Here is a 25,018-nt window from a genome sequence, read left to right on the forward strand (position 1 = left end):
CCAATCGGTTCAGCCGTGTCGCGGAAGGTTTACCAACCAGCTAATGCTTCCCTCAGGGAAGCGGAGGTCAGCGGAATATGAGCGATACGACGTCCGTCTATCAAGCCTACCAAGGCAACACCTATCTCTTCGGTGGCAATGCGCCCTATGTCGAAGAGATGTACGAGAGCTATCTCGTCAACCCCGGTAGCGTGCCGGACACCTGGCGCGAATACTTCGATGCGCTGCAGCATGTGCCGGCGGTTGATGGCACGAATGCCAAGGACGTCCCCCATCAGCCCGTGATCAATGCGTTCGCCGAGCGCGCCAAACAGGGCGGCACCCAGGTTGTGGTGGCCACCGGCGCGGATTCCGAACTCGGCCGCAAGCGCACCGCTGTCCAGCAGCTCATTTCCGCGTACCGCAACGTGGGCCAGCGCTGGGCCGACCTGGATCCCCTCAAGCGCACCGAGCGCCCCTCCATTCCTGAACTGGAACTTTCCTTCTACGGTTTCGCCGATGCCGACCAGGAAACCGTGTTCAACACCAGCAACACGTTCTTCGGCAAGGAAAGCATGCCGTTGCGCGAGTTGGTCAATGCCCTGCGCGAAACGTATTGCGGCACCATCGGTGCCGAGTACATGTATGCCTCCGAGCAGAACCAGAAGCGCTGGTGGCAGGAAAAGCTGGAGACCATCCGCAGCAAGCCCAACTTCGGCGCCGAGAAAAAGCGGCAGATCCTCGACCGCCTGACTGCCGCGGAAGGACTGGAGCGTTTCCTCCACACCAAGTACGTTGGCCAGAAGCGTTTTTCCCTTGAAGGCGGAGAGAGTTTCATCGCCGCCATGGACGAGTTGATCCAGTCGGCCGGTGCCAAGGGCGTGCAGGAAATCGTGATCGGCATGGCCCACCGCGGTCGCCTGAACGTGCTCGTGAACACCCTGGGCAAGATGCCCAAAGACCTGTTCGCCGAATTCGACCATACGGCCCCCGAAGAGCTGCCCGCTGGCGACGTGAAATACCACCAGGGCTTCAGCTCCGACGTTTCCACCCCCGGCGGCCCGGTGCACCTGTCGCTGGCCTTCAATCCCTCGCACCTCGAAATCGTGAACCCCGTGGTCGAGGGCTCGGTGCGTGCGCGCATGGATCGCCGTGGCGATCCCCACGGCAAGCAGGTGCTGCCCGTGCTGGTGCACGGCGATGCGGCCTTCGCAGGTCAGGGCGTGATCCAGGAAACCTTGGCCCTGGCGCAGACCCGTGGCTATTCCACGGGCGGCACGGTCCACATCGTCATCAACAACCAGATCGGCTTCACGACCTCCGATCCGCGAGACAGCCGCTCCACGCTGTATTGCACGGACGTGGTCAAGATGATCGAGTCGCCCGTGCTGCATGTGAACGGCGACGATCCCGAAGCCGTGGTTCTGGCCACCCAGCTCGCCCTTGAATTCCGCATGGAGTTCCAGAAGGACGTGGTCGTGGACATCATCTGCTATCGCAAGCTGGGTCACAACGAGCAGGATACGCCCGCGCTGACGCAGCCGCTCATGTACAAGAAGATCGGCCAGCACCCCGGGACGCGCAAGCTCTATGCCGACAAGCTCGCGACCCAGGGGCTGGGCGAATCGCTGGGCGATGACATGGCCAAGGCCTATCGTGCCGCCATGGATGCCGGCAAGCACACGGTGGACCCGGTGCTGACCAACTTCAAGAGCAAGTACGCCGTGGACTGGAGTCCCTTCCTCGGCAAGAAGTGGACGGATTCCGCCGACACCGCCATTCCGCTCACGGAGTGGAAACGTCTGGCGGATCGCATCACCACGATCCCCGAAGGTGTCACGCCGCACCCGCTGGTCAAGAAGGTCTATGACGACCGTGCCGCCATGGGGCGCGGCGAGATCAATGTGGACTGGGGCATGGGCGAGCACATGGCGTTTGCTTCGCTGGTGGCCAGCGGCTTTCCCGTGCGCCTGTCTGGCGAGGACTGCGGGCGTGGCACGTTCACGCACCGCCACTCCGTGATCCACGACCAGAACCGCGAGAAGTGGAGCGAGGGCACCTACGTGCCGCTGCAGAACGTGAGCGACAACCAGGCACCGTTCGTCGTGATCGACTCCATCCTGTCCGAAGAGGCGGTGCTGGGTTTCGAATACGGCTATGCCTCCAACGATCCCAACACGCTCGTGATCTGGGAGGCGCAGTTCGGCGACTTCGCCAACGGTGCGCAGGTCGTGATCGACCAGTTCATCGCGTCCGGCGAGGTGAAATGGGGCCGCGTGAACGGTATCACCCTCATGCTGCCGCACGGCTATGAAGGCCAGGGCCCCGAGCACAGCTCCGCGCGCCTCGAGCGCTTCATGCAGCTGTCGGCCGATGCAAACATGCAGGTCTGCCAGCCCACGACGGCCAGCCAGATCTTCCACCTGCTGCGCCGCCAGATGGTCCGTCACCTGCGCAAGCCGCTGGTCATCATGACGCCGAAATCGCTGCTGCGTAACAAGGATGCGACCTCGCCGCTGTCCGAATTCACGAAGGGCGGTTTCCAGACCGTGATCCCGGAGCAGAACGAGGCCATCAACAAGAAGGCCGACAAGGTCAAGCGCGTGATCGCCTGCTCGGGCAAGGTGTACTACGACCTCGTGAAAAAGCGCGAGGAAAAGGGTGCCGACGATGTGGTCATCGTCCGTGTCGAGCAGCTCTATCCGTTCCCGCACAAGGCGTTTGCGGCCGAGCTCAAAAAGTATCCCCATGTCGCCGACATCGTGTGGTGCCAGGACGAGCCGCAGAACCAGGGCGCATGGTTCTTCGTGCAGCACTACATCCACGAAAACATGCTCGAAGGCCAGAAGCTGGGCTACTCCGGCCGTGCTGCCTCTGCATCTCCGGCCGTCGGTTACTCGCACCTGCACCAGGAGCAGCAGAAGGCGCTGGTGGACGGTGCGTTCGCCAAGCTCAAGGGCTTCGTTCTTGCCAAATGAGTGCGTGAAGACACAGGCCCACGAACCGCAATCCACAGCGAAAAATAAGTTCTGAAAGAATCCTCATGGCTATCGTAGAAGTCAAAGTCCCTCAACTGTCCGAATCCGTGGCCGAAGCCACGATGCTCTCCTGGAAGAAAAAGGCCGGTGAGGCTATCGCCATCGATGAAATCCTGATCGAGATCGAAACCGACAAGGTGGTTCTGGAAGTGCCTGCGCCGGCTGCCGGCGTGCTGGCCGAGATCGTCCAGGGCGACGGTGCCACGGTCGTGGCCGATCAGGTCATCGCCAGGATCGACACCGAGGCAGTCGCCGGAGTCGCGGCCCCCGCGCCGGCGGCAGCACCTGCCGCCGCTCCGGCGAGTGCGCCTGCTCCCGCCGCGGCTGGCGGTACGAAGGGCGACGTGGCAATGCCCGCCGCTGCCAAGCTGCTGGCCGACAACAACCTGTCCGTGTCCGCCGTGGCCGGCACCGGCAAGGATGGCCGTGTGACCAAGGGCGATGTGCTGGCCGCTGTGGCCGGCGGCGCTGCTGCCAAGCCAGCTGCGGCACCGAGCGCAATCCCCACGGGGGTACCGAGCAAGGCGCTGCCCCAGGTAGCCTCTCCCGCCGCTCCGAAGCTGGGCGACCGGCCCGAGCAACGCGTGCCCATGAGCCGCCTGCGCGCCCGCATTGCCGAGCGTCTGCTGCAATCCCAGTCCACCAATGCCATCCTGACCACGTTCAATGAAGTGAACATGGCCCCGGTGATGGATCTGCGCAAGAAGTTCCAGGACAGCTTCACCAAGGAGCATGGCACCAAGCTGGGCTTCATGAGCTTCTTCGTGAAGGCGGCAGTGCATGCCCTCAAGAAGTTCCCCGTGCTGAACGCGTCGGTGGACGGCAATGACATCGTCTATCACGGCTATTTCGACATCGGTATTGCCGTGGGCTCGCCCCGTGGCCTCGTCGTGCCGATCCTGCGCAATGCCGACCAGATGAGCTTTGCCGACATCGAGAAGAAGATCGCCGAGTTCGGCAAGAAGGCCCAGGAAGGCAAGCTCGGCATCGAAGAGATGACCGGCGGAACGTTCTCGATTTCCAATGGCGGCACGTTCGGTTCGATGCTGTCCACGCCGATCATCAACCCGCCTCAATCGGCCATCCTGGGCGTGCACGCCACCAAGGACCGTGCTGTGGTCGAGAACGGCCAAGTCGTCGTGCGTCCGATGAACTACCTGGCCATGTCCTACGACCACCGCATCATCGACGGCCGTGAGGCTGTGCTGGGCCTAGTCGCGATGAAGGATGCCCTGGAAGATCCGGCCCGTCTGCTGTTCGACATCTGACCTTTCATCGACAAACCCGCCCGCGTGGTCGGCCGCTGGCCGTGGCCCGCCGGTGGGTTTTTTCTTCAACCGATTCAGCAAGATTGAACTGAAATGAGCAAGCAATTCGACGTGATCGTCATCGGCGGTGGCCCCGGCGGCTATATCGCAGCCATCCGTGCGGCGCAACTGGGCTTCAACGTGGCCTGCATCGACGAGTGGAAGAATGAGAAGGGCGGTCCCGCTCCCGGTGGCACCTGTACCAACGTGGGCTGCATTCCCTCCAAGGCCCTGCTGCAGTCGTCCGAGCATTACGAGCATGCCAACAAGCACTTTGCCGAGCACGGCATCACCGCGAGCGACGTCAAGATCGATGTTGCCAAGATGATCGGCCGCAAGGACGCTGTGGTGAAGCAGAACAACGACGGCATCCTGTATCTCTTCAAGAAGAACAAGGTCACGTTCTTCCACGGACGCGGCTCCTTCGTGAAGGCGGCCGAGGGCGGCTACGAGATCCAGGTGGCTGGCGCTGCGCAGGAAACGCTCGTGGGCAAGCAGATCATCCTGGCGACGGGGTCCAACCCCCGTGCTCTGCCGGGCGTCCCGTTCGATGAGGAGAAGGTGCTGTCCAACGATGGCGCACTGCGCATCGGTGCCACGCCAAAGAAGCTGGGTCTCATCGGCGCCGGCGTGATCGGTCTGGAAATGGGTTCCGTGTGGCGCCGCCTGGGTGCCGACGTGACGGTGCTCGAAGGGTTGCCTGCATTCCTCGGCGCGGTGGACGAGCAGATCGCCAAGGAAGCCAAGAAGGCTTTCGACAAGCAAGGCCTGAAGATCGAACTGGGCGTGAAGATCGGCGAGATCAAGACGGACGGTGACGGCGTCACCGTGGCCTACGCCAATGCGAAGGGCGAGGCGCAGGAGCTGGTGGTGGACAAGCTCATCGTCTCCATCGGCCGAGTGCCCAATACCATCGGCCTGAATCCGGAAGCCGTGGGCCTGCAGCTGGACGAGCGCGGCGCCATCGTGGTCGATGCCGACTGCAAGACCAATCTGCCGGGCGTATGGGCCGTGGGTGACGTGGTGCGCGGCCCGATGCTGGCACACAAGGCCGAGGAAGAGGGCGTGGCCGTGGCCGAGCGGATTGCCGGTCAGCACGGCCATGTGAATTTCAACACCATCCCGTGGGTGATCTACACCAGCCCCGAGATCGCGTGGGTGGGGCGCACGGAGCAGCAACTCAAGGCCGATGGCGTGCAATACAAGGCCGGCACGTTCCCGTTCCTGGCCAATGGTCGCGCGCGCGCGTTGGGTGACACGACGGGCATGGTCAAATTCCTGGCCGACGCCGCCACGGATGAGATCCTGGGCGTGCACATCGTCGGCCCGATGGCCAGCGAATTGATCTCGGAGGCCGTGGTGGCAATGGAGTTCAAGGCGAGTGCCGAGGACATCGCGCGCATCTGCCACGCGCACCCGTCGCTCTCCGAAGCCACGAAGGAAGCTGCGCTGGCCGTCGACAAGCGCACGCTCAATTTCTGATGGTGTGAGTTGACGTGGCTGCCAGCGCATGAAATCACTGCGCTGGCAGCTGTTCTTTTTGTAGTCATGGAGAGTTGTTCGTGAATGTGAGGCAGGCGTATGAGGCCGAGCTGGTCGCCAAGGGTTTCCGCAGCGACCCGGCACAGCTGAGAGCGGTCGAGGCGCTGCAGCGCTGTGCGGACGACTGGGCTATGTACAAGGAGAAACGGTCCAACGCGCTCAAGAAGCTGATCAACCGACCGGAAGTACCGCGCGGCGTATACATGTATGGCGGGGTCGGGCGTGGCAAGAGCTTCCTGATGGATTGCTTCTTCAATGCGGTTCCCATTCGCCGCAAGGTGCGCCTGCATTTCCACGAGTTCATGCGGGAAGTGCATCGGGAATTGGCGGCTCTCCAGGGAACGGTGAACCCGCTCGACGTGCTGGGCGAGAAGATCGCAAAACGCTACAAGCTCATCTGCTTCGATGAGTTCCATGTGGCCGACATCACCGATGCGATGATCCTGCACCGGCTGCTGGCGGCCTTGTTCGACAATGGCGTGGGCTTCGTCACGACCTCCAACTTCGAACCCGACGGGCTTTATCCCGGGGGGTTGCACCGGGATCGCATCCTTCCGGCGATCGAGCTGCTGAAGCAGAAGCTCGAGGTGGTGAACGTGGACAACGGAACGGATTACCGCCGCCGCACGCTGGAGCAGGTCAAGCTGTACCACTGCCCCCTGGGGCCCCAGGCCGAGGCGGAGATGGAGGCTGCCTTCAATCAATTGGCGGAAGTTCGCGACGAAGAGCCCGTGCTACGCATCGAGGCGCGCGAGATCCGTGTGCGCCGCAAGGCTGGCGGCGTGGTGTGGTTCGGTTTCGATGAGCTTTGCGCGGGGCCGCGCTCGCAGAACGACTATCTGGAGATCGCGTCGCAATTCCATACCGTGCTGCTCTCGAATGTTCCCTACATGCCGGTCGCCATGGCGTCTCCCGCCCGGCGTTTTACCTGGCTGGTGGACGTGCTCTACGATCGTCGCGTCAAGCTCATCCTGTCGGCGGCAGTGCCCCCTGAGGAGCTTTATACCGAGGGGCCCTTGGCGCATGAGTTTCCGCGCACCGTGTCGCGACTCAGCGAGATGCAGTCCAGGGAGTTCCTGGCTTTGGAGCGACGGGTGGTCGATACGGGGCTTACCTGATGCTGCGCACAGGCTGCGCGATGAGAGGATTTCGCATGCAACTTTTGCCCGATTGCCGTGCCATGGCTGCCTTTCTGGCTGCATGCTGCTTCTTGCTTGGCATCGCCCAGGCTCAGCCGATGGTTGATGAAGGAGCTGCCAAGAGTGCCTTGGAGGCGGCCCAGGCAGAACGGCGTATCGAGCGTGAGCGCATCCAGAAAGAGCGCCGTGCCCTTGAGGGGCGCAAAGTCAAGGAAGAGGCCGTCTGCTATCAGCACTTTGCCGTCGAGGATTGCCTCCGCGGTGTGCGTGCCCAGGTTCGCGATGGCGAAGATGCGTTGCGCAAGCGCGAGGTGGCCTTGAACGACGCTGAACGGCGTGAGAGAGCTGCCCTCCGTAACCAGTCCATTGAACAGAAGCAGCGCGAGCAGCGTCAAAGGATCGAAAGCGGCGAGCGCCCGGCCCCCATGCATGGGGCATCTCGTCCTGCGGATGCCCTGGAGCGAAGCCGTGCCGAACGTGAGGATGCGGCCCGGTCCCGTGCAAACCACCAGCGTTCCCACGAGCAGGCCCACAGGGCGACCCAGGCGGAGCGTGCCGCAGCGCAGCCAGCGCGCTCCGCTGAGGCGCGGGAGCGCTACGAAGCCAAACAGAAGGCTGCCCAGGAGCGCCGGGAAAAGCGCGAGCGGGCGCAGGCGGAATCCGCGGCGGCGGGGCGTGCGCCGGCAGCCCCCTTGCCTCCACCGCCCAAGGCAACTGCGTCCGCGACCCCATAGCAAAGTTCAGGCCGCCTGACCGGATGGTGAAATCAATCCCATCCGGAGACACGGTCATGTCTGCTTGATCCGCGGGAGCTTCTTTTCCTCGGCCAGTGCTTCGATCTTGACGATGGCAAGGGAGAGGTTGTCGCCGCCTCCCCGCGCCCGCGCGCGGGCTTTCTCGATCAGGAACTCTGTGGCTTCCCGAGGGGTCAGCGAATCCACGACTGAACCCAGCTCGGTGGGAGAGAAGTAATGCCACACGCCGTCACTGCAGGCCAGCAGGATGTCGCCCGGTACCAACTGGGGGATGGTGTGAACCGTCACTGGGGGATCGCTCTCGGTTCCCAGGCAGCCCACGAGGATGTTCGAGTGAGGGTGGGTGTTGGCTTCTGCCTCGGTGATCTCGCCACGATCCACCAGTGCCTGGACGTAGGAATGGTCGCTGGTACGGCAGACAAGGCGCGCACCCTTGAAATGGTAGATGCGTGAATCGCCGGCGTGCGCCCAATGGCAATCGCCTTTGGGGTTGATGAGAAACGCTGCCACTGTGCTGTGGGGCTCCTGCTCTGCCGAGATGGCGGTGAGCCGGATGACGATGTGTGCTTCTTCCACCATGTGCTTGAGCATGGCGGCAGGGTCGTCGCTGTCGGGTGAGTAACGCTCGAAGAGCTGCCGGGCCGTCATCATGACCTGGTCCGAGGCTTTGCGTCCTCCGCTGCGCCCCCCCATGCCATCCGCCACCACGCCGAGCACGCAACCGTTGTGGCGAGGGTGGGCAATCAGTGCCACCTGGTCTTGCTGGTACTCGCGATCGCCCTTGTGGATGCCGGTCGACGCGGTGAGGCGAAACGGTTTGGTCATGGTGGCAGTATGAGGGCGGGTGGAGGCCTGTGGCGGCCATGGGCAGGCTTGAAACCGTATTATCGAGCGGCGTCGTGCTTTTTCGCCAAGCTATCGCCTGTTCGTGCTCTCTGCCCGTCTCCCATGTCCGATTACTTCTTTGTCCGGCGCCGCGTGCCTTCCCGCTTGCCTCCAGGGTGTCTTGGCCTGCCATGGACCGAAGGCCGGGAATGAGCGGCGAGGTGGCCATGGGCACGGGGGAGCCGCATCCCTCCATGCTGGTTCGGGCAGTGGCGGCGGCTTTCGCCGAGGATGGGGTTCTGGTGTCGGCGCAGCCGAATTTTCGGCCGCGCCATGGTCAGACGGAGATGGCGGTCGCCGTGGCGGAAACCATCGAATGCGGAGGTGCGCTCGTGGTGGAGGCGGGGACGGGGGTCGGCAAGACGTTTTCGTACCTTGTGCCTGCGCTGCTGAGTGGCGAGCGCGTGCTCATCTCGACGGCCACCAAGGCATTGCAGGACCAGTTGTTTTCCCGTGATCTGCCGCGCCTTGCCCAGGTGCTGGCCCTGCCGCTGCGCATGGCGCTGCTCAAGGGGCGCGCCAGCTACCTGTGTCTGCACCGCCTTGCACTGGCGCGTCAGCATCCGCTGGCACAGGAGCCCGCCGTGGCCCGCCTGATTGCCCGGGTGGAAACGTGGTCCCACTGCACTGCGAGCGGCGATCTTTCGGAGTTGCCCGGGTTGGATGAGCGCTCGGCCGCCGTGCAGCTTTTCACGTCGACGCTCGAGAACTGCCTGGGCTCCTCTTGCCCCCGTTTCCGATCCTGTCATGTCCATATCGCTCGCAAGGAGGCGTTGTCCGCCGACATCGTGGTCATCAACCACCATCTGTTTTTCGCGGATCAAGCCATCCGGGGTTCAGGCATGGCGGAATTGCTGCCCAGCGTGCGGGTCGTCGTGTTCGATGAGGCGCATCAGTTGAACGAAACGGGCGTGCAGTTCCTGGGCGTGCAGATATCGTCCGCGCAATGGCTGGACCTTGCGCGTGATGTGCTCGCGGCAGGGCTTCAGTCCGCTCGCGGGCTGGAGGACTGGCCTGCCATCGCTGCAGCGCTTGACCAGGCGGCAAGGGACTGGCGGCTGGCCGCCGGCATGTGGCCTGCGGGTACCCGATTGCGCTGGGTGGGCGAGGTGCCGGAGCGTGTGGATCCGCAAGCCTGGCAGGCGGGGCTGCAGCGGCTGTCGAGTGCATGCCGCCAGGCGCTGGTAGCGTTGGATGGAGTGGGTGAGGCATCTCCTGACTTCACTCGCCTGCACGAGCGCTGTGTTCGTCTGCTGGAGCGGATCGCCATGTTCTCCGACGCGATGGAGCCCGATGCCGTGCGCTGGGTGGACATCGGTGCGCATCAAGTGCGCATGGTGCAGTCGCCATTGGACATTGCAAAGCCCATGCACGCGTTATGGCACCCCGGCATTGAAAGGGATGACCTGGCGGGTGAGAAACCACCCTGCACGGAATCCACCGATGACCGCGATCTGCCATGGCAGGACGATGAGGCTGGTGGAGGCCCGCACACGCCTCCGTTGTCGGCACGCCCGCGTGGATGGATCTTTACTTCGGCCACGCTGGGGGACGACGCGTCGCTGCATTGGTTTACCGCATCGTGCGGCCTGGAGGATGCCCGGGTGCTGCGGGTGGAAAGCCCCTTCGATTACGCCGAGCAGGCTGCCCTGTATGTCCCCCGGCATTTGCCGTCGCCCTCGGATGCCGCGCATGGCGAGGCGGTCGCACGGTGGGCGGGGCAGGCGGCACGGGTGCTCGGAGGACGCACGCTGGTGTTGACGACCACGCTGAAGGCTCTGCGCGCCATTGGCGAGACCCTCCAGGCATGCTTTCCCGAAGGCTCGGATATCGAAGTGCTGGTGCAGGGGCAATGGCCCAAGCGGCGGCTCATGGAGCGGTTCCGGGAGGGATGCGATGGGGGGGGTGGGCGCGGATGCGTGCTGGTGGCATCGGCCTCGTTCTGGGAGGGCTTCGATGTCCCGGGCGATGCGCTTCAACTGGTGGTGATCGATAAACTGCCGTTTCCTCCGCCAGGCGATCCTGTGGTGGAGGCCCGGTCCCGGCGCCTGGAGGGGCACGGGAAAAGCGCATTCCGGCATTTCGTCTTGCCCGAGGCGGCCATTGCACTCAAGCAGGGTGCAGGGCGTCTGATCCGCAGCGAGAGCGACCGTGGGTTGTTGGCGATCGCCGACTCACGCCTCGTGACAATGGGCTACGGAAAGCGCCTGCTCGCGGCGTTGCCGCCCATGCGCCGGATTCAGACGGAAGTGGAGTGGGAAAGCGCGTTGCAGGCGCTTGTCACCACATCTTCCACCAGGGTTCTTCCTTGGCCTTGAGGCCGTCGCGCATGAGGCCGCTCTGTGGGTAGGACGCCGCCATCACGCGTTGAGCGTCATCCCGCAGTTGGGTCATGCCCAAGGCGTCATAGGACTTGACGAGGATATAGAGCGCCTCTTCGAGTGCCGGAACATCCTTGTAGTCGGCCAGGGCCACCTGCGCACGGCTGATGGCGGCCACGTAAGCGCCACGCTGGTAGTAGTAGCGGGCCACGTGGACTTCATACTGCGCCAGCGAGTTGACGATATAGGTCATGCGCTGTTGCGCATCGTTGGCGTAGCGGGATTCCGGAAAGCGGGTGACAAGCTCGCGGAACGATTCGAAGGAATCCTTGGCAGCCTTCTGGTCGCGTTCGGAGAGATCCTGCCGGGAAACCCAGGAGAAAAGCCCCAGGTTGTCATTGAAGTTGACGAGGCCCTTCAAGTACAGCGCATAGTCGTACGCCGGGCTTGCGGGGTGCAGCTTCATGAAGCGGTCGAGGGTCGCAATGGCCTGGGCCTTCTCTCCGCCCTTGTATTGGGCGTAGGCCTTTTCGAGTTGCGCCTGCTGGGCCAGCGGCGTTCCAGCGGCCCGGCCTTCGAGTTTCTCGAGCAGCGGCACAGCCTTGTCATAGGCGCTACTGTTCAGTTCGTCCCGCGCCTCGGAATAGATGCGATCGGGGCTCCAGCCGGCGGTCTTGTCTTCGGGGGTGCTGGAGCAGCCCGCAAGCAGGCCGGCGGCGAGCAGTGCGGACAACAGAGGCAGGGGACAACGCGGCATGGCAGCGGCTTTCTGACAATGGAGGAGGTCGGTTCCGGTCCGGTGGGGCGGCAGGCCGAGGGCCGAATGTATGGCCCCGTGCGCGCTTTGGCGCCAGCCGGGCAGGCAAGCCGCGAATTGTAATGGCCGCCGGCCGCACCCCATTCACCCGGGCAAGGACTGCCAAAGGGGGCATTCCTACAATACGGCCCATGTTTGTTCATTTGCGCCTGCACACCGAGTTCTCCGTCGTTGACGGCACCACCCGCATCGACGACGTGGCCAAAGCCGCTGCCAAGGACGGGCAGCCTGCGATGGCGATTACGGATCTTCACAATCTTTTCGGGGCGATCAAGTTCTACAAGGAGGCCCGGGGCAAGGGGGTGAAGCCGATCCTGGGGGCCGAAATCAGCGTCGAATCTGAGGCGCCAGGCGGTGCTCCGTCCCGCATGCTGCTGCTGGCGCAGGGGCAGCAGGGCTACCTGAATCTCTGCGAGCTGCTGGCGAGGGCCTGGACCCGCAATGTCGTCAAGAACGTGCCGTTGTGCACCTGGGACTGGCTGGAGGAGCTGGGTGGGGATTTGATCGCGCTCTCCGGGGCCCAGTCCGGTCCCGTGGGGCAGGCATTCATCCGCGGCGATGAAGAGGGGGCCGCCAGCGTGGCGTTGCGCCTGGCCACCATCTTCCCGCACCGTTTTTACCTGGAACTGCAGCGTGCCGGACGCCCCGAGGATGAAATGCAGGTGGTTTCCGCGGTGCAGCTGGCGGCCCGGCTGAATCTGCCGGTGGTGGCCACGCAGCCCGCGCAGTTCCTCACGGGTGACGACTACGAAGCCCACGAGGCCCGGGTGTGCATTTCCGAAGGAGAGATCCTGGCCAACCCGCGCCGTGTGCGGCGTTTCACGCGCGAGCAGTATTTCAAGTCGAGTGCGCAGATGGAGGCGCTTTTTGCCGATGTGCCCACAGCCGTCGCGAATACGCTCGAAATCGCCAGGCGCTGCAGCCTCACGCTGGTGCTGGGCAAGCCGCGCCTGCCGGACTTTCCCACGCCCAACGGGATGCCGATCGACGAGTACTTCCGCTATGCGTCCTTTCAGGGGCTGGAAGAACGCTTGACCCACCTCTATCAGAACGAGGCGGTGCGTGGCAAGGAGCGCCCCCGCTACGTGGAGCGGCTGGAGTTCGAACTGGCCACCATCCTCAAGATGGGCTTTCCGGGTTACTTCCTCATCGTGGGCGACTTCATCAACTGGGCCAAGAACAACGGTTGTCCCGTCGGGCCCGGCCGAGGCTCGGGCGCGGGCTCGCTGGTCGCGTATGCCCTCAAGATCACCGACCTGGATCCGCTGCAGTACAACCTGCTGTTCGAGCGTTTCCTGAATCCGGAGCGGGTGTCCATGCCCGACTTCGACATCGACTTCTGCCAGTCCAATCGGGACCGTGTCATCGACTACGTGAAGGAGAAGTATGGCAAGGATGCCGTGAGCCAGATCGCCACGTTCGGCACGATGGCGGCCAAGGCCGCCATTCGTGACGTGGGCCGGGTGATGGACATGAGCTACACCTTCTGCGACGGCATTTCCAAGCTCGTGCCTGGCAAGCCGGGCATGACCTATACGCTGCAGTACCCGCCCAGTCCCAAGAAGGACGGGGACAAGAACAATTACGCGCTCGAACTGGAGCCCATGCTGGCCGAGCGGGTGGAGAAGGAAGAAGACGTCCGGACCATCATCGAGATGGCGCAGAAGCTCGAAGGCATGACCCGGAACATCGGCATGCACGCCGGAGGGGTGCTGATCGCACCGGGCAAGCTCACCGATTTCTGCCCGCTCTACCAGCAGCCGGGCAGCGAGTCGGCGGTCAGCCAGTACGACAAGGACGATGTGGAGGCGATCGGCCTCGTGAAGTTCGACTTTCTGGGGCTGGCCACGCTCACCATCCTCGAAATCGCGCGTGAATTCATCGTCAGGCGCCACAAGGGGCAGGAGGGCTTCGCTTACGAAAACATCCCCCTCGACGATGCCGCGACCTATCGGCTGTTCTCCGAGGGGCGCACGGAGGCAGTGTTCCAGTTTGAAAGCCGCGGCATGCAGGGCATGCTGAGGGAGGCCCGTCCCAGCCGGCTGGAGGATCTCATCGCGCTGAACGCGCTGTACCGGCCGGGCCCGATGGACCTGATCCCCAGTTTCGTGAACCGCAAGCACGGCAAGGAGGATGTGGAGTACCCCCACCCCCTGGTGGAGAAGGTGCTTGCCGAAACCTACGGGATCATGGTGTACCAGGAGCAGGTGATGCAGACCGCCCAGGTGCTGGGGGGCTACAGCCTGGGCGGTGCCGACTTGCTGCGCCGCGCGATGGGCAAGAAGAAGGCCGAGGAAATGGCCGAACACCGGAAGATCTTCCGCGAAGGGGCCGCCAAGAACGGCCTCGACGAGCAGAGGGCCGACGAAGTGTTCGACCTGATGGAGAAGTTCGCGGGCTACGGCTTCAACAAGTCGCACGCGGCGGCCTACTCGCTGCTGGCCTATCACACGGGCTGGCTCAAGGTGCACTACACGGCCGAGTTCTTCTGCGCGAACATGACCGTGGAAATGGACGACACCGACAAACTCAAGGTGCTCTATGAGGATGCCCTGAAGGAAGGGCTGACGTTCGAGCCGCCGGACGTCAACCGGGGCATGTACCGTTTCGAGCCGGTCACCGACAAGGTCATTCGCTACGGCCTGGGCGCCATCAAGGGGACCGGGCAGCAGGCGATCGAGGCCATCATCGCGGCGCGCGAAGGGCGTGGCGTGGGGCCGCGCGGCGATACCCGGGGGGGGTTCACCAGCCTGTTCGATTTCTGCGTTCGGGTGGACCGTACGCGGCTCAATAAGCGCACGCTCGAGGCCCTCATCAAGGGCGGGGCATTCGACGGCCTCGACATGAACCGGGCGGCCCTTGCCGCTTCCATCGACCGGGCATTCGATTTCGCCAATGCCACCCTCGCCAATGCGAACCAGGGAGGGCTCTTCGACATGATGGGCGAAGACGCCCATGGGTCGAGTACCCAAGAGCCTGGCCTCGTGGACATGCTGCCCTGGGGGATCAAGGAGCGGTTGACCCAGGAGAAGACCGCCATCGGCTTCTACCTGTCGGGCCACCTGTTCGATGAAGTGGAGCGTGAGGTGCGCCGGTTCGTGCGCACGCCGATCGACGAAATGGCCGACAGCCGCGAGCCGCAGACCATGGCGGGAATCGTGAGCGATTTCCGGGTGATCAACGGCCAGCGGGGGCGCCTGGCCTTGTTCAAGCTCGATGACAAATCCGCCACCATCGAGGCGTCGGCCGACGAAGGGGTGCTGAATGCAAACCGCGATTTGCTCAAGGACGATGAATTCGTGGTGCTCCTGGGGCGGCTCCAGCTGGACCATTTCAGCGGCGGATTGCGTTTGAAGGTGCAGCAAGGCTGGGATCTGGCCGGCGCCCGCGCCAAGTTCGGGCGGTATCTGCAGGTGGCGGTGGGGGACTGTGCACCGGATGTCCAGCGTCTGGTGCGTGAGTTTCCTCCCAAGCGCCAGGAAACGCCCGAGGGCGAGGTGCTATTGCATGGGTTGCGCGTGCGCATGGGCGTGCGCTGCAAGGCGGAAGGGCACGAGGCCGTGGCGGAACTGCAACTGGGCGAGAGCAGTCGCTTTTTTCCGTCCGATGCCGCCTTGGCGGCCTGGGGCGCGGAAACGGGCAGCGGGGCGATCAGCGTTGTCTATGACGCAGGGTGAAATTCCGCGGGGCGCCTGGTGGTCGGCGGTTGAAATCCGCGCTTCCAGCGTCAGGTGAGGGGCGCCGGCATCGGGTGGATGCAGGCTCCGCCCGCGCCGTGGCGACCGGGGGTGCGGCGGGCGGAATCGGACCTGGAAAATGGGCGTTTTCGCCCTGGGTCAAACGCCCCGACACGTTCTAGAATGGGCCGCATGGCAACTAAACCACCCTCTTTCACCCCAGCGCCGCCCACGGGGGCGCCGTCGCGGGACGATGGCGGTTCGGTCGTGCTCGAAAGACGCACCCTGAGGACCCAGCCGCCGCAGATGTACCAGGTGGTCATGCTCAACGACGACTACACGCCCATGGAGTTCGTGATCGTCGTGTTGCAGGAGTTCTTCGGCAAGGACCGCGAGGCGGCCACGCAGATCATGCTCAAGATCCATTTGGACGGCAAAGGCGTATGTGGAGTGTATTCACGCGATGTCGCCGCCACCAAGGTCGAACAGGTCCGCGATGCGGCGCACAAGGCGGGCCATCCGCTGCAGTGCCTGAGCGAGCCTGTTGAATAACCGGCCTCGGGTCCCGATCTAACGTTATCCCTTCCCGCAAGCACAAAGGAGTTCACATGATTGCCCAGGAACTGGAAGTCAGCTTGCACATGGCCTTCGTCGAGGCCCGCCAGCAGCGCCACGAGTTCATCACCGTGGAGCATCTGTTGCTTGCACTGCTTGATAACCCCAGCGCAGCAGAGGTGTTGCGCGCATGCTCGGCCAACATCGAGGACCTGCGGTCGTCGCTGGCCAATTTCATCAAGGACAACACGCCCCAGGTGGCTGGCACGGACGAGGTGGACACGCAGCCCACGCTCGGATTCCAGCGGGTGATCCAGCGCGCCATCATGCACGTACAGTCCACCGGCAATGGCAAGAAGGAAGTGACCGGCGCGAACGTGCTGGTCGCCATCTTCGGCGAGAAGGATTCGCATGCCGTGTACTACCTGCACCAGCAGGGCGTGACCCGTCTGGACGTGGTCAATTTCATCGCCCACGGCATCAAGAAGGGCGAGCCGCCGGAGCCTGCGAAGGCCGAGAATCCGGCGGAGTCGGAAGAGGGCAGCGGCAGCGAGCGCAGCGAAAAGGCCTCGCCGCTGGAGCAGTACACGCAGAACCTCAACCAGGCCGCCAAGGAAGGCAAGATCGATCCGCTCATCGGCCGCAACTACGAGGTCGAGCGCACCATCCAGATCCTCTGCCGCCGCCGCAAGAACAACCCGCTGCTGGTGGGCGAGGCCGGCGTGGGCAAGACCGCCATCGCGGAAGGCCTGGCATGGCGCATCACGCAGAACGACGTGCCGGAAATCCTGGCCGAGGCGTCGGTGTACTCGCTGGACATGGGTGCGCTCCTGGCGGGCACGAAGTACCGTGGCGACTTCGAGCAGCGCCTGAAGGGCGTGCTCAAGTCGCTCAAGGACCGGCCCAACGCCATCCTGTTCATCGACGAGATCCATACGCTGATCGGCGCGGGCGCGGCCTCCGGCGGCACGCTGGACGCCTCCAACCTGCTCAAGCCGGCGCTCTCCAGCGGCCAGCTCAAGTGCATCGGCGCGACGACGTTCACCGAGTACCGCGGCATCTTCGAGAAGGACGCGGCACTGTCACGCCGCTTCCAGAAGGTGGACGTGGTCGAGCCCACGGTGGCCGAGACGGTGGACATCCTCAAGGGCCTCAAGAGCCGTTTCGAAGAGCACCACAGCGTCAAGTACGCCGCTGCGGCCCTGCTGGCCGCGGCGGAGCTGTCGGCCAAGTACATCAACGACCGGCATCTGCCCGACAAGGCCATCGACGTGATCGATGAGGCGGGCGCGGCGCAGCGCATTCTCGTGGCCAGCAAGCGCAAGAAGACCATCGGCAAGGCCGAGATCGAGGAAATCGTGGCCAAGATCGCGCGCATTCCCCCCGCGAATGTGTCCAACGACGACCGCAGCAAGCTGCAGACGCTGGAGCGCGACCTGAAGAGCGTGGTGTTCGGCCAGGACAAGGCCCTGGAGGTGCTGGCGTCGGCGGTCAAGATGGCCCGCTCCGGCCTGGGCAAGGGCGACAAGCCGATCGGCTCGTTCCTGTTCAGCGGCCCCACCGGCGTCGGCAAGACCGAGGCGGCCAAGCAGCTCGCCTACATCCTCGGCATCGAGCTGATCCGCTTCGACATGTCCGAGTACATGGAGCGCCATGCGGTGAGCCGCCTGATCGGCGCGCCTCCGGGCTACGTGGGCTTCGACCAGGGGGGGCTGCTCACCGAGGCCATCACGAAGAAGCCGCACGCGGTGCTGCTGCTCGACGAGATCGAGAAGGCGCATCCGGACATCTTCAACGTGCTGCTGCAGGTGATGGACCATGGCACGCTGACCGACAACAACGGTCGCAAGGCCGACTTCCGCAACGTCATCATCATCATGACGACGAACGCGGGGGCCGAGACCATGAACAAGGCCACCATCGGCTTCACGAACCCGCGCCAGGCGGGCGACGAGATGGGCGACATCAAGCGCCTGTTCACGCCGGAGTTCCGCAACCGCCTGGATGCGACCGTGAGCTTCAAGCCGCTGGACGAGCAGATCATCCTGCGCGTGGTGGACAAGTTCCTGCTGCAGCTCGAAACCCAGTTGGCCGAGAAGAAGGTCGAGGTCACTTTCACCGACGTGCTGCGCAAGCACCTCGCGAAGAAGGGGTTCGATCCGCTCATGGGGGCCCGCCCGATGCAGCGCCTCATCCAGGACACCATCCGCCGCGCGCTGGCCGACGAGCTCCTGTTCGGCCGCCTGACCGATGGCGGGCGCCTCGCGGTGGACATCGAGGTCAAGACCGACGACAAGGGCGTGGAAACCTCGGAGGTCCAACTGGACATCCAGCCCTTGGCCAAGAAAGACCGATCTGCCAAGTCGGAGCCTGCGGAGCCGGAAGAGGCCACGGCCGACTGAGGTCGCCTGGGAGAAGCCGCTGGCTTCGTGATTCCATGAAGCAAGCAAGGCCCGCGGTGATCGCCGCGGGCCTTTTCTTTTCTGGTGTGGTGGGAGTTCTGGGCGTGCGCAGGAGCAACCCAGGCGCGCCGTGGCGCGCGCTTTCGTGACGCCTCGTGCCTCAGGGGGCCTGGAGCTTTTGCAGCAATTCCAGGGTCGGATAGCCATCGGCCACCTGGCCGATGCTTTGCTGGTAGCGCCGCAAGCCGGCACGGGTGCCGGGGCCCATGACGCCGTCTGCCGCTCCGACCGGGAAGCCGCGCGCGTTCAGCGCGGTCTGCAGATCTTTTATCTGCGTGCGCGAGAGCGGTTCCAGATCCCGGGGCCAGGGGGCGGTGACCCCGGGGCCGCCGGCGATCTGGCGCGCGAGCAGGCCCACGCCCAGCGCGTAGTTGATGGAGTTGTTGTAGCGCAGGATGGCCCGGAAATTCGGGCCCACGAGGAAGGCGGGGCCGCGGGCACCGGCCGGGATGATGATCGAGGCGGCATCCAGCGCCGGCAGCGGCTGGCCGTCGATGGCCTGCACGCCCTCCGCGGCCCATTGGGTGGAGGGGTGGCGCACCGCGAGTTCGGCGCGCTCGTAGTCGAAGCCCTCGGGCAGGCGCACTTCCACGCCCCAGGGCTGTCCGGTTTGCCAGCCCATGCGGGAGAGGAAATTCGCCGTGGATGCGGTGACATCCGCGATGCTGCCCCAGATGTCCCGGTGCCCATCCCCATCGGCGTTCACCGCATAGGCCAGGAAGACCGACGGCAGGAATTGCGTGTGGCCCATGGCGCCGGCCCAGGAGCCGATCATCCGGTCGGCGGCGATGTCGCCTTGATCGATGATGCGCAACGCCGCCAGCAGTTCGCTGCGGGCCCAGTCGCTGCGCCGGCCGTCGTAGCCCAGGGTGGCCAGTGCGTCCACGGTGCGGAAGCTGCCGAAGTTGCTCCCGTAATTGCTTTCCATGCCCCAGATGGCGGTGATGATTTCCGCGGGCACGCCATAGCGGAATGCGGCGTCGTCGAGCGACGCGCGGTTTTCGGCGAGCTTGGCGCGTCCCTGGAGGATGCGCTGGTTCGACACCGCGCTGTCCAGGTAGGCCCAGGGGGGGCGCGTGAACTCCGGCTGGGCCCGGTCCAGCTCGACAACCTGGGGAAGCCACTGGGCATTGCCCAGCGCGGATTGCACCGTTGCGGGCCGGATGCCCGCCTGGATGGCGTCGCGGCCGAAAGCTTCGACCCATTGGGTGAAACCGGCCTGCGTGGCATCCGCTGTCCGCTGCGGCGGCGTGGAGGGAGTCGGGGCCGGAGAGGGCGCTGCGCCCGCCGGCGCGCCGGCGGCGGGGGGCATGGCCGCTCCCGGGCGGGGTTGCTGCGATGCGCAGCCCGACAGCGCCAGCGCCACGCACAGGCATGCCAGCGCAGGGCGCAGGCGCCCTGAAGGCACGACCGGCAGGGTCCGGTGGTGGGAGCGGAGCAGGGGCGGGGTGTTTCTTCGGTGCATGCGCCATTGTCACGCCGGGAGGGCGCGCGGTCATACTCGCGGTTCCAGGTTTTACCGACCGCCACGCCATTTTTGATTCATGCACACGTTTTTCTGGCACGACTACGAAACTTTCGGGGCCGATACACGGCGCGACCGGCCCTCGCAGTTCGCCGGCATCCGCACCGACGCCGAGCTGAACGAGATCGGCGAGCCATTGATGGTCTATTGCCGGCCTGCGCCGGACTATCTTCCAGACCCCGAGTCCTGCCTGATCACGGGTATCACGCCGCAGCTGTGCCTGGAGCGCGGCCTGCCCGAGCATGAATTCGCGGCGCGCATCGAGGCGGAACTGGCCCGGCCCGGAACCATCGGGGTCGGCTACAACACCATCCGGTTCGACGATGAAATCACGCGCTTCATGTTCTGGCGCAATCTGATCGATCCCTATGCCCGCGAATGGCAGAACGACTGCGGTCGCTGGGACCTGCTGGACGTGGTGCGGCTCACGTACGCCCTGCGGCCCGAGGGCATCGAGTGGCCGCGCAAGGACGATGGTTCGCCCAGCCTGAAGCTGGAGCACCTCTCCAAGGCCAACGGCCTCGCGCACGAAGCCGCGCACGATGCGCTCTCCGATGTCCGCGCCACGATCGCCCTGGCCCGGCTGATCCGGCAGCGGCAGCCGCGGCTTTTCGATTTCGCGTTCGGCCTGCGCAAGAAAGACCGCGTGGCCGCCGAGCTGCGCCTGCCTGCCACGCCCGCCACCGCCCGGCCTTTCCTGCACGTGTCGGGCATGTTCCCGGCGCAGCGGGGGTGCCTGGGGGTCCTGTGGCCGCTCGCCAGCCACCCGACCAACAAGAACGAGATCATCGCCTGGGACCTGGACCATGACCCGGCCGAACTGGCGGGACTGGATGCGGAGGCGATCCGGGCGCGCCTCTTCGTCCGCAGCGCCGACCTGCCGGAAGGTGTCACCCGCCTGCCCATCAAGACGGTGCACCTCAACAAGTCCCCCATGGTGGTCGGTAACGTGAATACCCTCACGCCCGCCATGGCGCAGCATTGGGGCATCGATCTGGAACGTGCGGCGGTGCATGCCGAAGCCGCCCGGGCGCTGCCTGACATGAGCGCCATTTGGTCCGCGGTGTACGCGAGGCCGCAGCAGGATGCCCTGGACGTGGACCAGGACCTCTACGGCGGCTTCGTGGGCAACGAGGACCGCCGGCGGCTGCAGCGCCTGCGCGGGATGTCTGCGCAGGAGCTGGCCCTCGCCAAGCCGGGCTTCGACGACGAGCGGCTTGCAGAACTGGTCTGGCGCTACCGTGCGCGCAATTTCCCCGAGACGCTGTCGGAGGCGGACCAGGAGCGCTGGGAGGCGCTTCGCGTGGCGCGCCTCGTGGAGGGCGAGGGCGGGGGGCTCACCTTCGATGCGCTCTTCGCGCGGCTGGATACGCTGGGCGAGGCGGCGGACGAACGGGGCGAGGCGATCCTGGGGGCGCTGTATGACTATGCCGAGAGCATCGCTCCCGCCTTCTGACGGGCGGATGCCGCCATGGAGCGATGGCGGCTGTAGCGGCGATGGCGCCGGGGCGGGGCGCGCGGCCATGGACCGCCAGGAGGCCGGCCTCGAAGGCTTGCTCGCGTTCGTGCGGCGGCATCCCCGGCTTTTCGTGCTGACGGGCGCGGGCTGCAGCACGGCATCCGGGATTCCCGACTACCGCGACGAAGGAGGGGCCTGGAAGCGGCCCCCGCCGGTGACCTACCAGGCGTTCATGGGAGACGAGGGCGTGCGGCGGCGCTACTGGGCGCGCAGCATGATCGGGTGGCGGGTGATGGGCCAGGCGGCGCCCGGGCCGGCCCACCGGGCATTGGCCGCGCTGGAGGCGCTGGGCCGGGTGGAGATGCTGCTTACCCAGAACGTCGATGGATTGCACGGCGCGGCCGGGCAGCGGAGCGTGATCGACCTGCATGGCCGGATCGACACGGTGCGCTGCATGGCATGCGAGGCACGCGTGTCCAGGGCGGACCTGCAGGAGGCGCTGGTGGCGGGCAATCCCGCCTGGGCCAGCCTGGATGCGCAGGCGGCGCCCGACGGGGATGCCGATCTGGACGGCCGCGACTTTTCCACGTTCCGGGTGCCGACCTGTCCGCGGTGCGGCACCGGGCTGCTCAAGCCCGATGTGGTCTTTTTCGGCGAGAGCGTGCCCCGGGACCGCGTGGAGGCGGCGCGCGCCGCGCTGGCCCGCTCGGACGGGCTGCTGGTGGCCGGCTCGTCGCTGATGGTGTATTCCGGTTTCCGGTTCGTCCAGGCCGCGGCCGATGCCGGCCTGCCGGCCGCCGCGGTCAACCGGGGCCGCACGCGGGCGGACCCCCTGTTCGCGCTCAAGGTGGAGGACGACGTGGGCACGGTGCTGTCCGCGCTGGTGGGGCAGCTCCAGCGCGAAGGGGCCGGCCCCGATGGACGGGAAGGGCCTGCCGCGGGGGCATGACCCACCACCGCAGCGTGGTTTTGGCGGGGGTGGGCGCCTGGTGGGGTGCTAAGGTGTCCGGATACAAAGCCATGGGCCGGGCCTTCCAGAGCGCACCGGCCACCCCAGGCGAGGAGACATCCCTATGCAGAGCCCCTCTTTCATGGTGCCGCCGGCCCCGTGTTCCCCGGCGATCCCGGCGGCACGGGTGATCGCCGAGGCGCACGAGCGGTCGCGGTCCTTCGGGTTGCGCCGGCATGAGTCCATCGACCTGCAGCCCGTCGCGCCCGATGCGCTGGCCTGGATGCTGGCCCGCAACGAGGCCTTGTGCACGCACGCACGGCCGGTGATGGAAACGCTGTCGGCGCAGATCGCGGGCACCCAGAGCATGGTGTTGCTCACCGACGCCCAGGGCGTGGTGCTGCATGCCCAGGGCGACGAGGAGTTCCTGGAGCGGGCGCAGCGCGTGGCCCTGCGCCCCGGCGGGACCTGGTCCGAGCGCAGCAAGGGCACCAACGCGGTGGGGACCGCGCTGGCGCTCGGCGATGCCGTCCAGGTCAACGGCGACGAGCATTTCTTCACGGCGAACCATTTCCTCACCTGTTCCTGCGCGCCCATCCTCGATCCCCAGGGGCAGGTGATCGGCGCGCTCGACGTGAGCGGCGACCGGCACCACCAGAGCGCGCACACCCTGGCCCTGGTGCGCATGTCCGCGCGCATGGTGGAGAACCATTTGTTCGGCAAGGTCTACGAAGACGCGGTGCGCCTGCGCTTCCATGCGCGCGCCGAGTTCCTGGGCACGCTGGTCGAGGGGCTGGCCGCGTTCACGCCCGACGGGCGGTTCCTCGCCGCGAACCGCAGCGGGCAGTTCCAGCTGGGCCTTTCATCGAACGCGCTCCAGGCCCAGACCTTTCCGTCGCTTTTCGGCATGCCCATGAGCGCCTTGCTCGCGCACGCCCGCCAATCGACGCCCCGGCCCCTGCAATTGCCGCTGCCGGGAGGCGTGGTGGTCAATGCGCTGGTCGAGTTCCACCCGCGCGGCCAGGCACCCCTGGTGTGGGTGTCGCCGCCCGATCACGCCGGCGCGGCGGCTCCGGAGCCTTCCCGGCCCCGGCGTGGCGGGGAGGCCAGGCCGAGGCTGTCGAGCCTGCGCTATCTGGACACGGGCGATGCGCATCTGGCCCAGGTCATCGACCGGGTGTCCCGCCTGCTGGGCAGCGACGTGCCGACGCTGATCCTGGGGGAGACCGGCACGGGCAAGGAGCTTCTGGCCCGCGCCATCCATCAGGATGGCCCGCGCGCGCGGGGGCCGTTCGTGGCCGTCAACTGCGCCTCCATTCCCGAGACGCTGATCGAGGCCGAGCTGTTCGGCTACGAGGAGGGGGCTTTCACCGGGGCGCGGCGCAAGGGCAGCGCGGGCCGGATCGCCCAGGCGCACGGCGGAACGCTTTTCCTGGACGAGATCGGCGACATGCCGCTGTCCCTGCAGGCGCGGCTGCTGCGGGTGCTGCAGGAGCGCAGCGTGGCGCCGCTCGGCTCGTCCCGGCTGGTCGCGGTGGATGTGCACGTGGTGTGCGCCACCCACCGCAACCTGCGCGACATGATGGCCCGGGGGCTCTTCCGCGACGATCTCTACTACCGGCTCAACGGCCTCGTGGTGCGGCTGCCCGCCTTGCGGGAGCGCAGTGACCTGGGGGTGATCGTGGACCGCATCCTGCAGGCCCAGGAGCGCGAGCAGGGCGGGGCCGGGCGGGCGGCGCGCGTGTCGCCGGAGGCGATGGCGCTGTTCCTCGGCCACCGTTGGCCGGGCAACCTGCGCCAGTTGGCCAATGTGTTGCGCACGGCGGCGCTCATGGCCCGGGACGACGATGCGATCCGCGTCGAGCATTTGCCCGAGGACCTGCTCGACGACGGGCCGGCGGCGCCAGCCTGGGAGGCGCCGGTGCCGGCCCGGGAGCCTGCCCGCGCCGATCCGCAGGAGCCTGCCGCCGCAGCCGCCGCCGTGCGGCCGTGGGACGAGGTCACGGGCACCGCCCTGCGCCATGCGCTGGCGGTGCACCAGGGCAATGTGTCGGCGGCCGCGCGCGCGCTGGGCGTCTCGCGCAACACGGTGTACCGGCGGCTCAAGGCCCTGGAGGAGTCCTTCGACCAGGCGCAGGAGCGCCACTGACGCCCGCCCGGATCAGGCGCCGCCGCGCCGGGGCGGGCCGAGCGCTTCGATCGCGGCCCATTCCTCGTCGCCGTACAGGCGCGAGCGGGTGAGGAATCGCAGCCCCGTGGGCCGCTCCAGCGAGAACATGCCGCCGTTGCCCTGGACCGCATCGATGATGAGATGCGTGTGCTCCCAGTAGGCGAACTGCGACTGGCTCATGTAGAACGGCGTGCCGGCGATCTCGCCCAGCAGCACGTCCGAATCGCCCAGCATGAATTCCCCCAGGGCGAAGCACATGGGCGCGCTGCCGTCGCAGCACCCGCCCGACTGGTGGAACATGAGCGGGCCGTGCTGCGCGCGCAGCCGGTCGATGAGCGCCACCGCCTCGGGGGTGGCGGATACGCGGGTGGCGGCGGGCGTGGCGGCGGGTGTTTCCATGGGAATGTCTCCTGTCGGGGGCCTGCCGCCGGGCGCGGG

16 protein-coding genes are annotated in these 25,018 nt (G+C 65.9%); 12 read left to right on the forward strand and 4 right to left on the reverse strand.

Translation table 11 applies throughout. The features are described 5' to 3' along the window. Positions 1-77 precede the first annotated feature (77 nt). The 5 genes from AX018_RS04285 to AX018_RS04305 all read left to right on the forward strand — a co-directional run bounded on the left by AX018_RS04285 (position 78) and on the right by AX018_RS04305 (position 7,739). The gene (locus tag AX018_RS04285; protein WP_111876072.1) at positions 78-2,957 is read left to right on the forward strand and encodes a 2-oxoglutarate dehydrogenase E1 component; all 2,880 of its coding nucleotides are present in this window, start codon (positions 78-80) and stop codon (positions 2,955-2,957) included. 65 nt (positions 2,958-3,022) lie between these two features. After that, positions 3,023-4,285 (forward strand): 2-oxoglutarate dehydrogenase complex dihydrolipoyllysine-residue succinyltransferase, encoded by a 1,263-nt coding sequence (gene odhB, locus AX018_RS04290; RefSeq protein ID WP_111876073.1) that lies wholly within the window; start codon positions 3,023-3,025, stop codon positions 4,283-4,285. A 93-nt stretch (positions 4,286-4,378) separates the two neighbouring features. Continuing rightward, positions 4,379-5,806: a dihydrolipoyl dehydrogenase gene (lpdA, locus tag AX018_RS04295; RefSeq protein WP_111876074.1), complete on the forward strand. Its 1,428-nt coding sequence runs from the start codon at positions 4,379-4,381 to the stop codon at positions 5,804-5,806. Between the two features lie 80 nt (positions 5,807-5,886). Next, the gene (gene zapE / locus AX018_RS04300) at positions 5,887-6,984 is read left to right on the forward strand and encodes a cell division protein ZapE (protein ID WP_111876125.1); all 1,098 of its coding nucleotides are present in this window, start codon (positions 5,887-5,889) and stop codon (positions 6,982-6,984) included. Positions 6,985-7,019: 35 nt separating this feature from the next. Beyond that, positions 7,020-7,739 (forward strand): hypothetical protein, encoded by a 720-nt coding sequence (locus AX018_RS04305; protein ID WP_245951421.1) that lies wholly within the window; start codon positions 7,020-7,022, stop codon positions 7,737-7,739. A gap of 54 nt (positions 7,740-7,793) precedes the next feature. On the opposite strand, the gene AX018_RS04310 is transcribed toward AX018_RS04305, so the two are convergent. Continuing rightward, positions 7,794-8,585, reverse strand: coding sequence for a PP2C family protein-serine/threonine phosphatase (locus tag AX018_RS04310; RefSeq protein ID WP_111876075.1), 792 nt, complete (start codon positions 8,583-8,585; stop codon positions 7,794-7,796). Between the two features lie 209 nt (positions 8,586-8,794). On the opposite strand from AX018_RS04310, the gene AX018_RS04315 reads away from it, so the two are divergent. After that, positions 8,795-10,963, forward strand: coding sequence for an ATP-dependent DNA helicase (locus AX018_RS04315; RefSeq protein ID WP_245951422.1), 2,169 nt, complete (start codon positions 8,795-8,797; stop codon positions 10,961-10,963). Here AX018_RS04315 and AX018_RS04320 read toward each other — a convergent pair. Beyond that, positions 10,926-11,723, reverse strand: coding sequence for an outer membrane protein assembly factor BamD (locus tag AX018_RS04320; RefSeq protein ID WP_111876076.1), 798 nt, complete (start codon positions 11,721-11,723; stop codon positions 10,926-10,928). The genes AX018_RS04315 and AX018_RS04320 overlap by 38 nt on opposite strands. 191 nt (positions 11,724-11,914) lie before the next feature. Here AX018_RS04320 and dnaE point away from each other — a divergent pair, with 191 nt between their 5' ends. From dnaE to clpA, 3 genes are all read left to right on the forward strand, one after another. Beyond that, positions 11,915-15,460 carry a DNA polymerase III subunit alpha gene (gene dnaE / locus AX018_RS04325; RefSeq protein ID WP_111876077.1) on the forward strand — a complete coding sequence of 1,182 codons (3,546 nt, stop codon included), beginning with the start codon at positions 11,915-11,917 and terminating at the stop codon, positions 15,458-15,460. Between the two features lie 183 nt (positions 15,461-15,643). After that, positions 15,644-16,012 (forward strand): ATP-dependent Clp protease adapter ClpS, encoded by a 369-nt coding sequence (clpS, locus tag AX018_RS04330; RefSeq protein WP_111876078.1) that lies wholly within the window; start codon positions 15,644-15,646, stop codon positions 16,010-16,012. 56 nt (positions 16,013-16,068) lie between these two features. Continuing rightward, entirely contained in the window at positions 16,069-18,417 is a 2,349-nt protein-coding gene (gene clpA / locus AX018_RS04335; protein WP_111876079.1) for an ATP-dependent Clp protease ATP-binding subunit ClpA, read from the forward strand. A 160-nt stretch (positions 18,418-18,577) separates the two neighbouring features. On the opposite strand, the gene AX018_RS04340 is transcribed toward clpA, so the two are convergent. After that, on the reverse strand, positions 18,578-19,942 hold the full coding sequence (locus tag AX018_RS04340) for a lytic murein transglycosylase (RefSeq protein ID WP_111876080.1): 1,365 nt from the start codon (positions 19,940-19,942) through the stop codon (positions 18,578-18,580). A gap of 79 nt (positions 19,943-20,021) precedes the next feature. Between AX018_RS04340 and sbcB the strand changes: the two genes are divergently transcribed. The 3 genes from sbcB to AX018_RS04355 all read left to right on the forward strand — a co-directional run bounded on the left by sbcB (position 20,022) and on the right by AX018_RS04355 (position 24,559). Beyond that, on the forward strand, positions 20,022-21,458 hold the full coding sequence (sbcB, locus tag AX018_RS04345) for an exodeoxyribonuclease I (protein ID WP_111876081.1): 1,437 nt from the start codon (positions 20,022-20,024) through the stop codon (positions 21,456-21,458). A 67-nt stretch (positions 21,459-21,525) separates the two neighbouring features. After that, complete coding sequence (locus AX018_RS04350) at positions 21,526-22,410, forward strand: NAD-dependent protein deacetylase (RefSeq protein ID WP_111876082.1); 885 nt, start codon at positions 21,526-21,528, stop codon at positions 22,408-22,410. Between the two features lie 124 nt (positions 22,411-22,534). Next, complete coding sequence (locus AX018_RS04355) at positions 22,535-24,559, forward strand: sigma-54-dependent Fis family transcriptional regulator (protein WP_111876083.1); 2,025 nt, start codon at positions 22,535-22,537, stop codon at positions 24,557-24,559. A gap of 12 nt (positions 24,560-24,571) precedes the next feature. Here the strand turns inward: AX018_RS04355 and AX018_RS04360 are convergent, their stop codons facing one another. Continuing rightward, positions 24,572-24,979 carry a DUF779 domain-containing protein gene (locus AX018_RS04360; RefSeq protein ID WP_111876084.1) on the reverse strand — a complete coding sequence of 136 codons (408 nt, stop codon included), beginning with the start codon at positions 24,977-24,979 and terminating at the stop codon, positions 24,572-24,574. Between the last annotated feature and the right edge of the window lie 39 nt (positions 24,980-25,018).

Origin of the sequence: Paracidovorax anthurii (assembly GCF_003269065.1) — a bacterium.
Taxonomy (GTDB): Bacteria; Pseudomonadota; Gammaproteobacteria; order Burkholderiales; family Burkholderiaceae_C; genus Paracidovorax; species Paracidovorax anthurii.

Bases quoted from the DNA above. Each gene is read 5' to 3' on its own strand.
- AX018_RS04340 (WP_111876080.1), bottom strand. From the start codon at position 19,942: ATGCACCGAAGAAACACCCCGCCCCTGCTCCGCTCCCACCACCGGACC.
- lpdA (WP_111876074.1), top strand. From the start codon at position 4,379: ATGAGCAAGCAATTCGACGTGATCGTCATCGGCGGTGGCCCCGGCGGC.
- sbcB (WP_111876081.1), top strand. From the start codon at position 20,022: ATGCACACGTTTTTCTGGCACGACTACGAAACTTTCGGGGCCGATACA.
- AX018_RS04315 (WP_245951422.1), top strand. From the start codon at position 8,795: ATGAGCGGCGAGGTGGCCATGGGCACGGGGGAGCCGCATCCCTCCATG.
- AX018_RS04285 (WP_111876072.1), top strand. From the start codon at position 78: ATGAGCGATACGACGTCCGTCTATCAAGCCTACCAAGGCAACACCTAT.
- AX018_RS04305 (WP_245951421.1), top strand. From the start codon at position 7,020: ATGCAACTTTTGCCCGATTGCCGTGCCATGGCTGCCTTTCTGGCTGCA.
- odhB (WP_111876073.1), top strand. From the start codon at position 3,023: ATGGCTATCGTAGAAGTCAAAGTCCCTCAACTGTCCGAATCCGTGGCC.
- AX018_RS04360 (WP_111876084.1), bottom strand. From the start codon at position 24,979: ATGGAAACACCCGCCGCCACGCCCGCCGCCACCCGCGTATCCGCCACC.
- dnaE (WP_111876077.1), top strand. From the start codon at position 11,915: ATGTTTGTTCATTTGCGCCTGCACACCGAGTTCTCCGTCGTTGACGGC.
- clpA (WP_111876079.1), top strand. From the start codon at position 16,069: ATGATTGCCCAGGAACTGGAAGTCAGCTTGCACATGGCCTTCGTCGAG.
- clpS (WP_111876078.1), top strand. From the start codon at position 15,644: ATGGGCCGCATGGCAACTAAACCACCCTCTTTCACCCCAGCGCCGCCC.
- AX018_RS04310 (WP_111876075.1), bottom strand. From the start codon at position 8,585: ATGACCAAACCGTTTCGCCTCACCGCGTCGACCGGCATCCACAAGGGC.
- AX018_RS04320 (WP_111876076.1), bottom strand. From the start codon at position 11,723: ATGCCGCGTTGTCCCCTGCCTCTGTTGTCCGCACTGCTCGCCGCCGGC.
- AX018_RS04350 (WP_111876082.1), top strand. From the start codon at position 21,526: ATGGACCGCCAGGAGGCCGGCCTCGAAGGCTTGCTCGCGTTCGTGCGG.
- AX018_RS04355 (WP_111876083.1), top strand. From the start codon at position 22,535: ATGCAGAGCCCCTCTTTCATGGTGCCGCCGGCCCCGTGTTCCCCGGCG.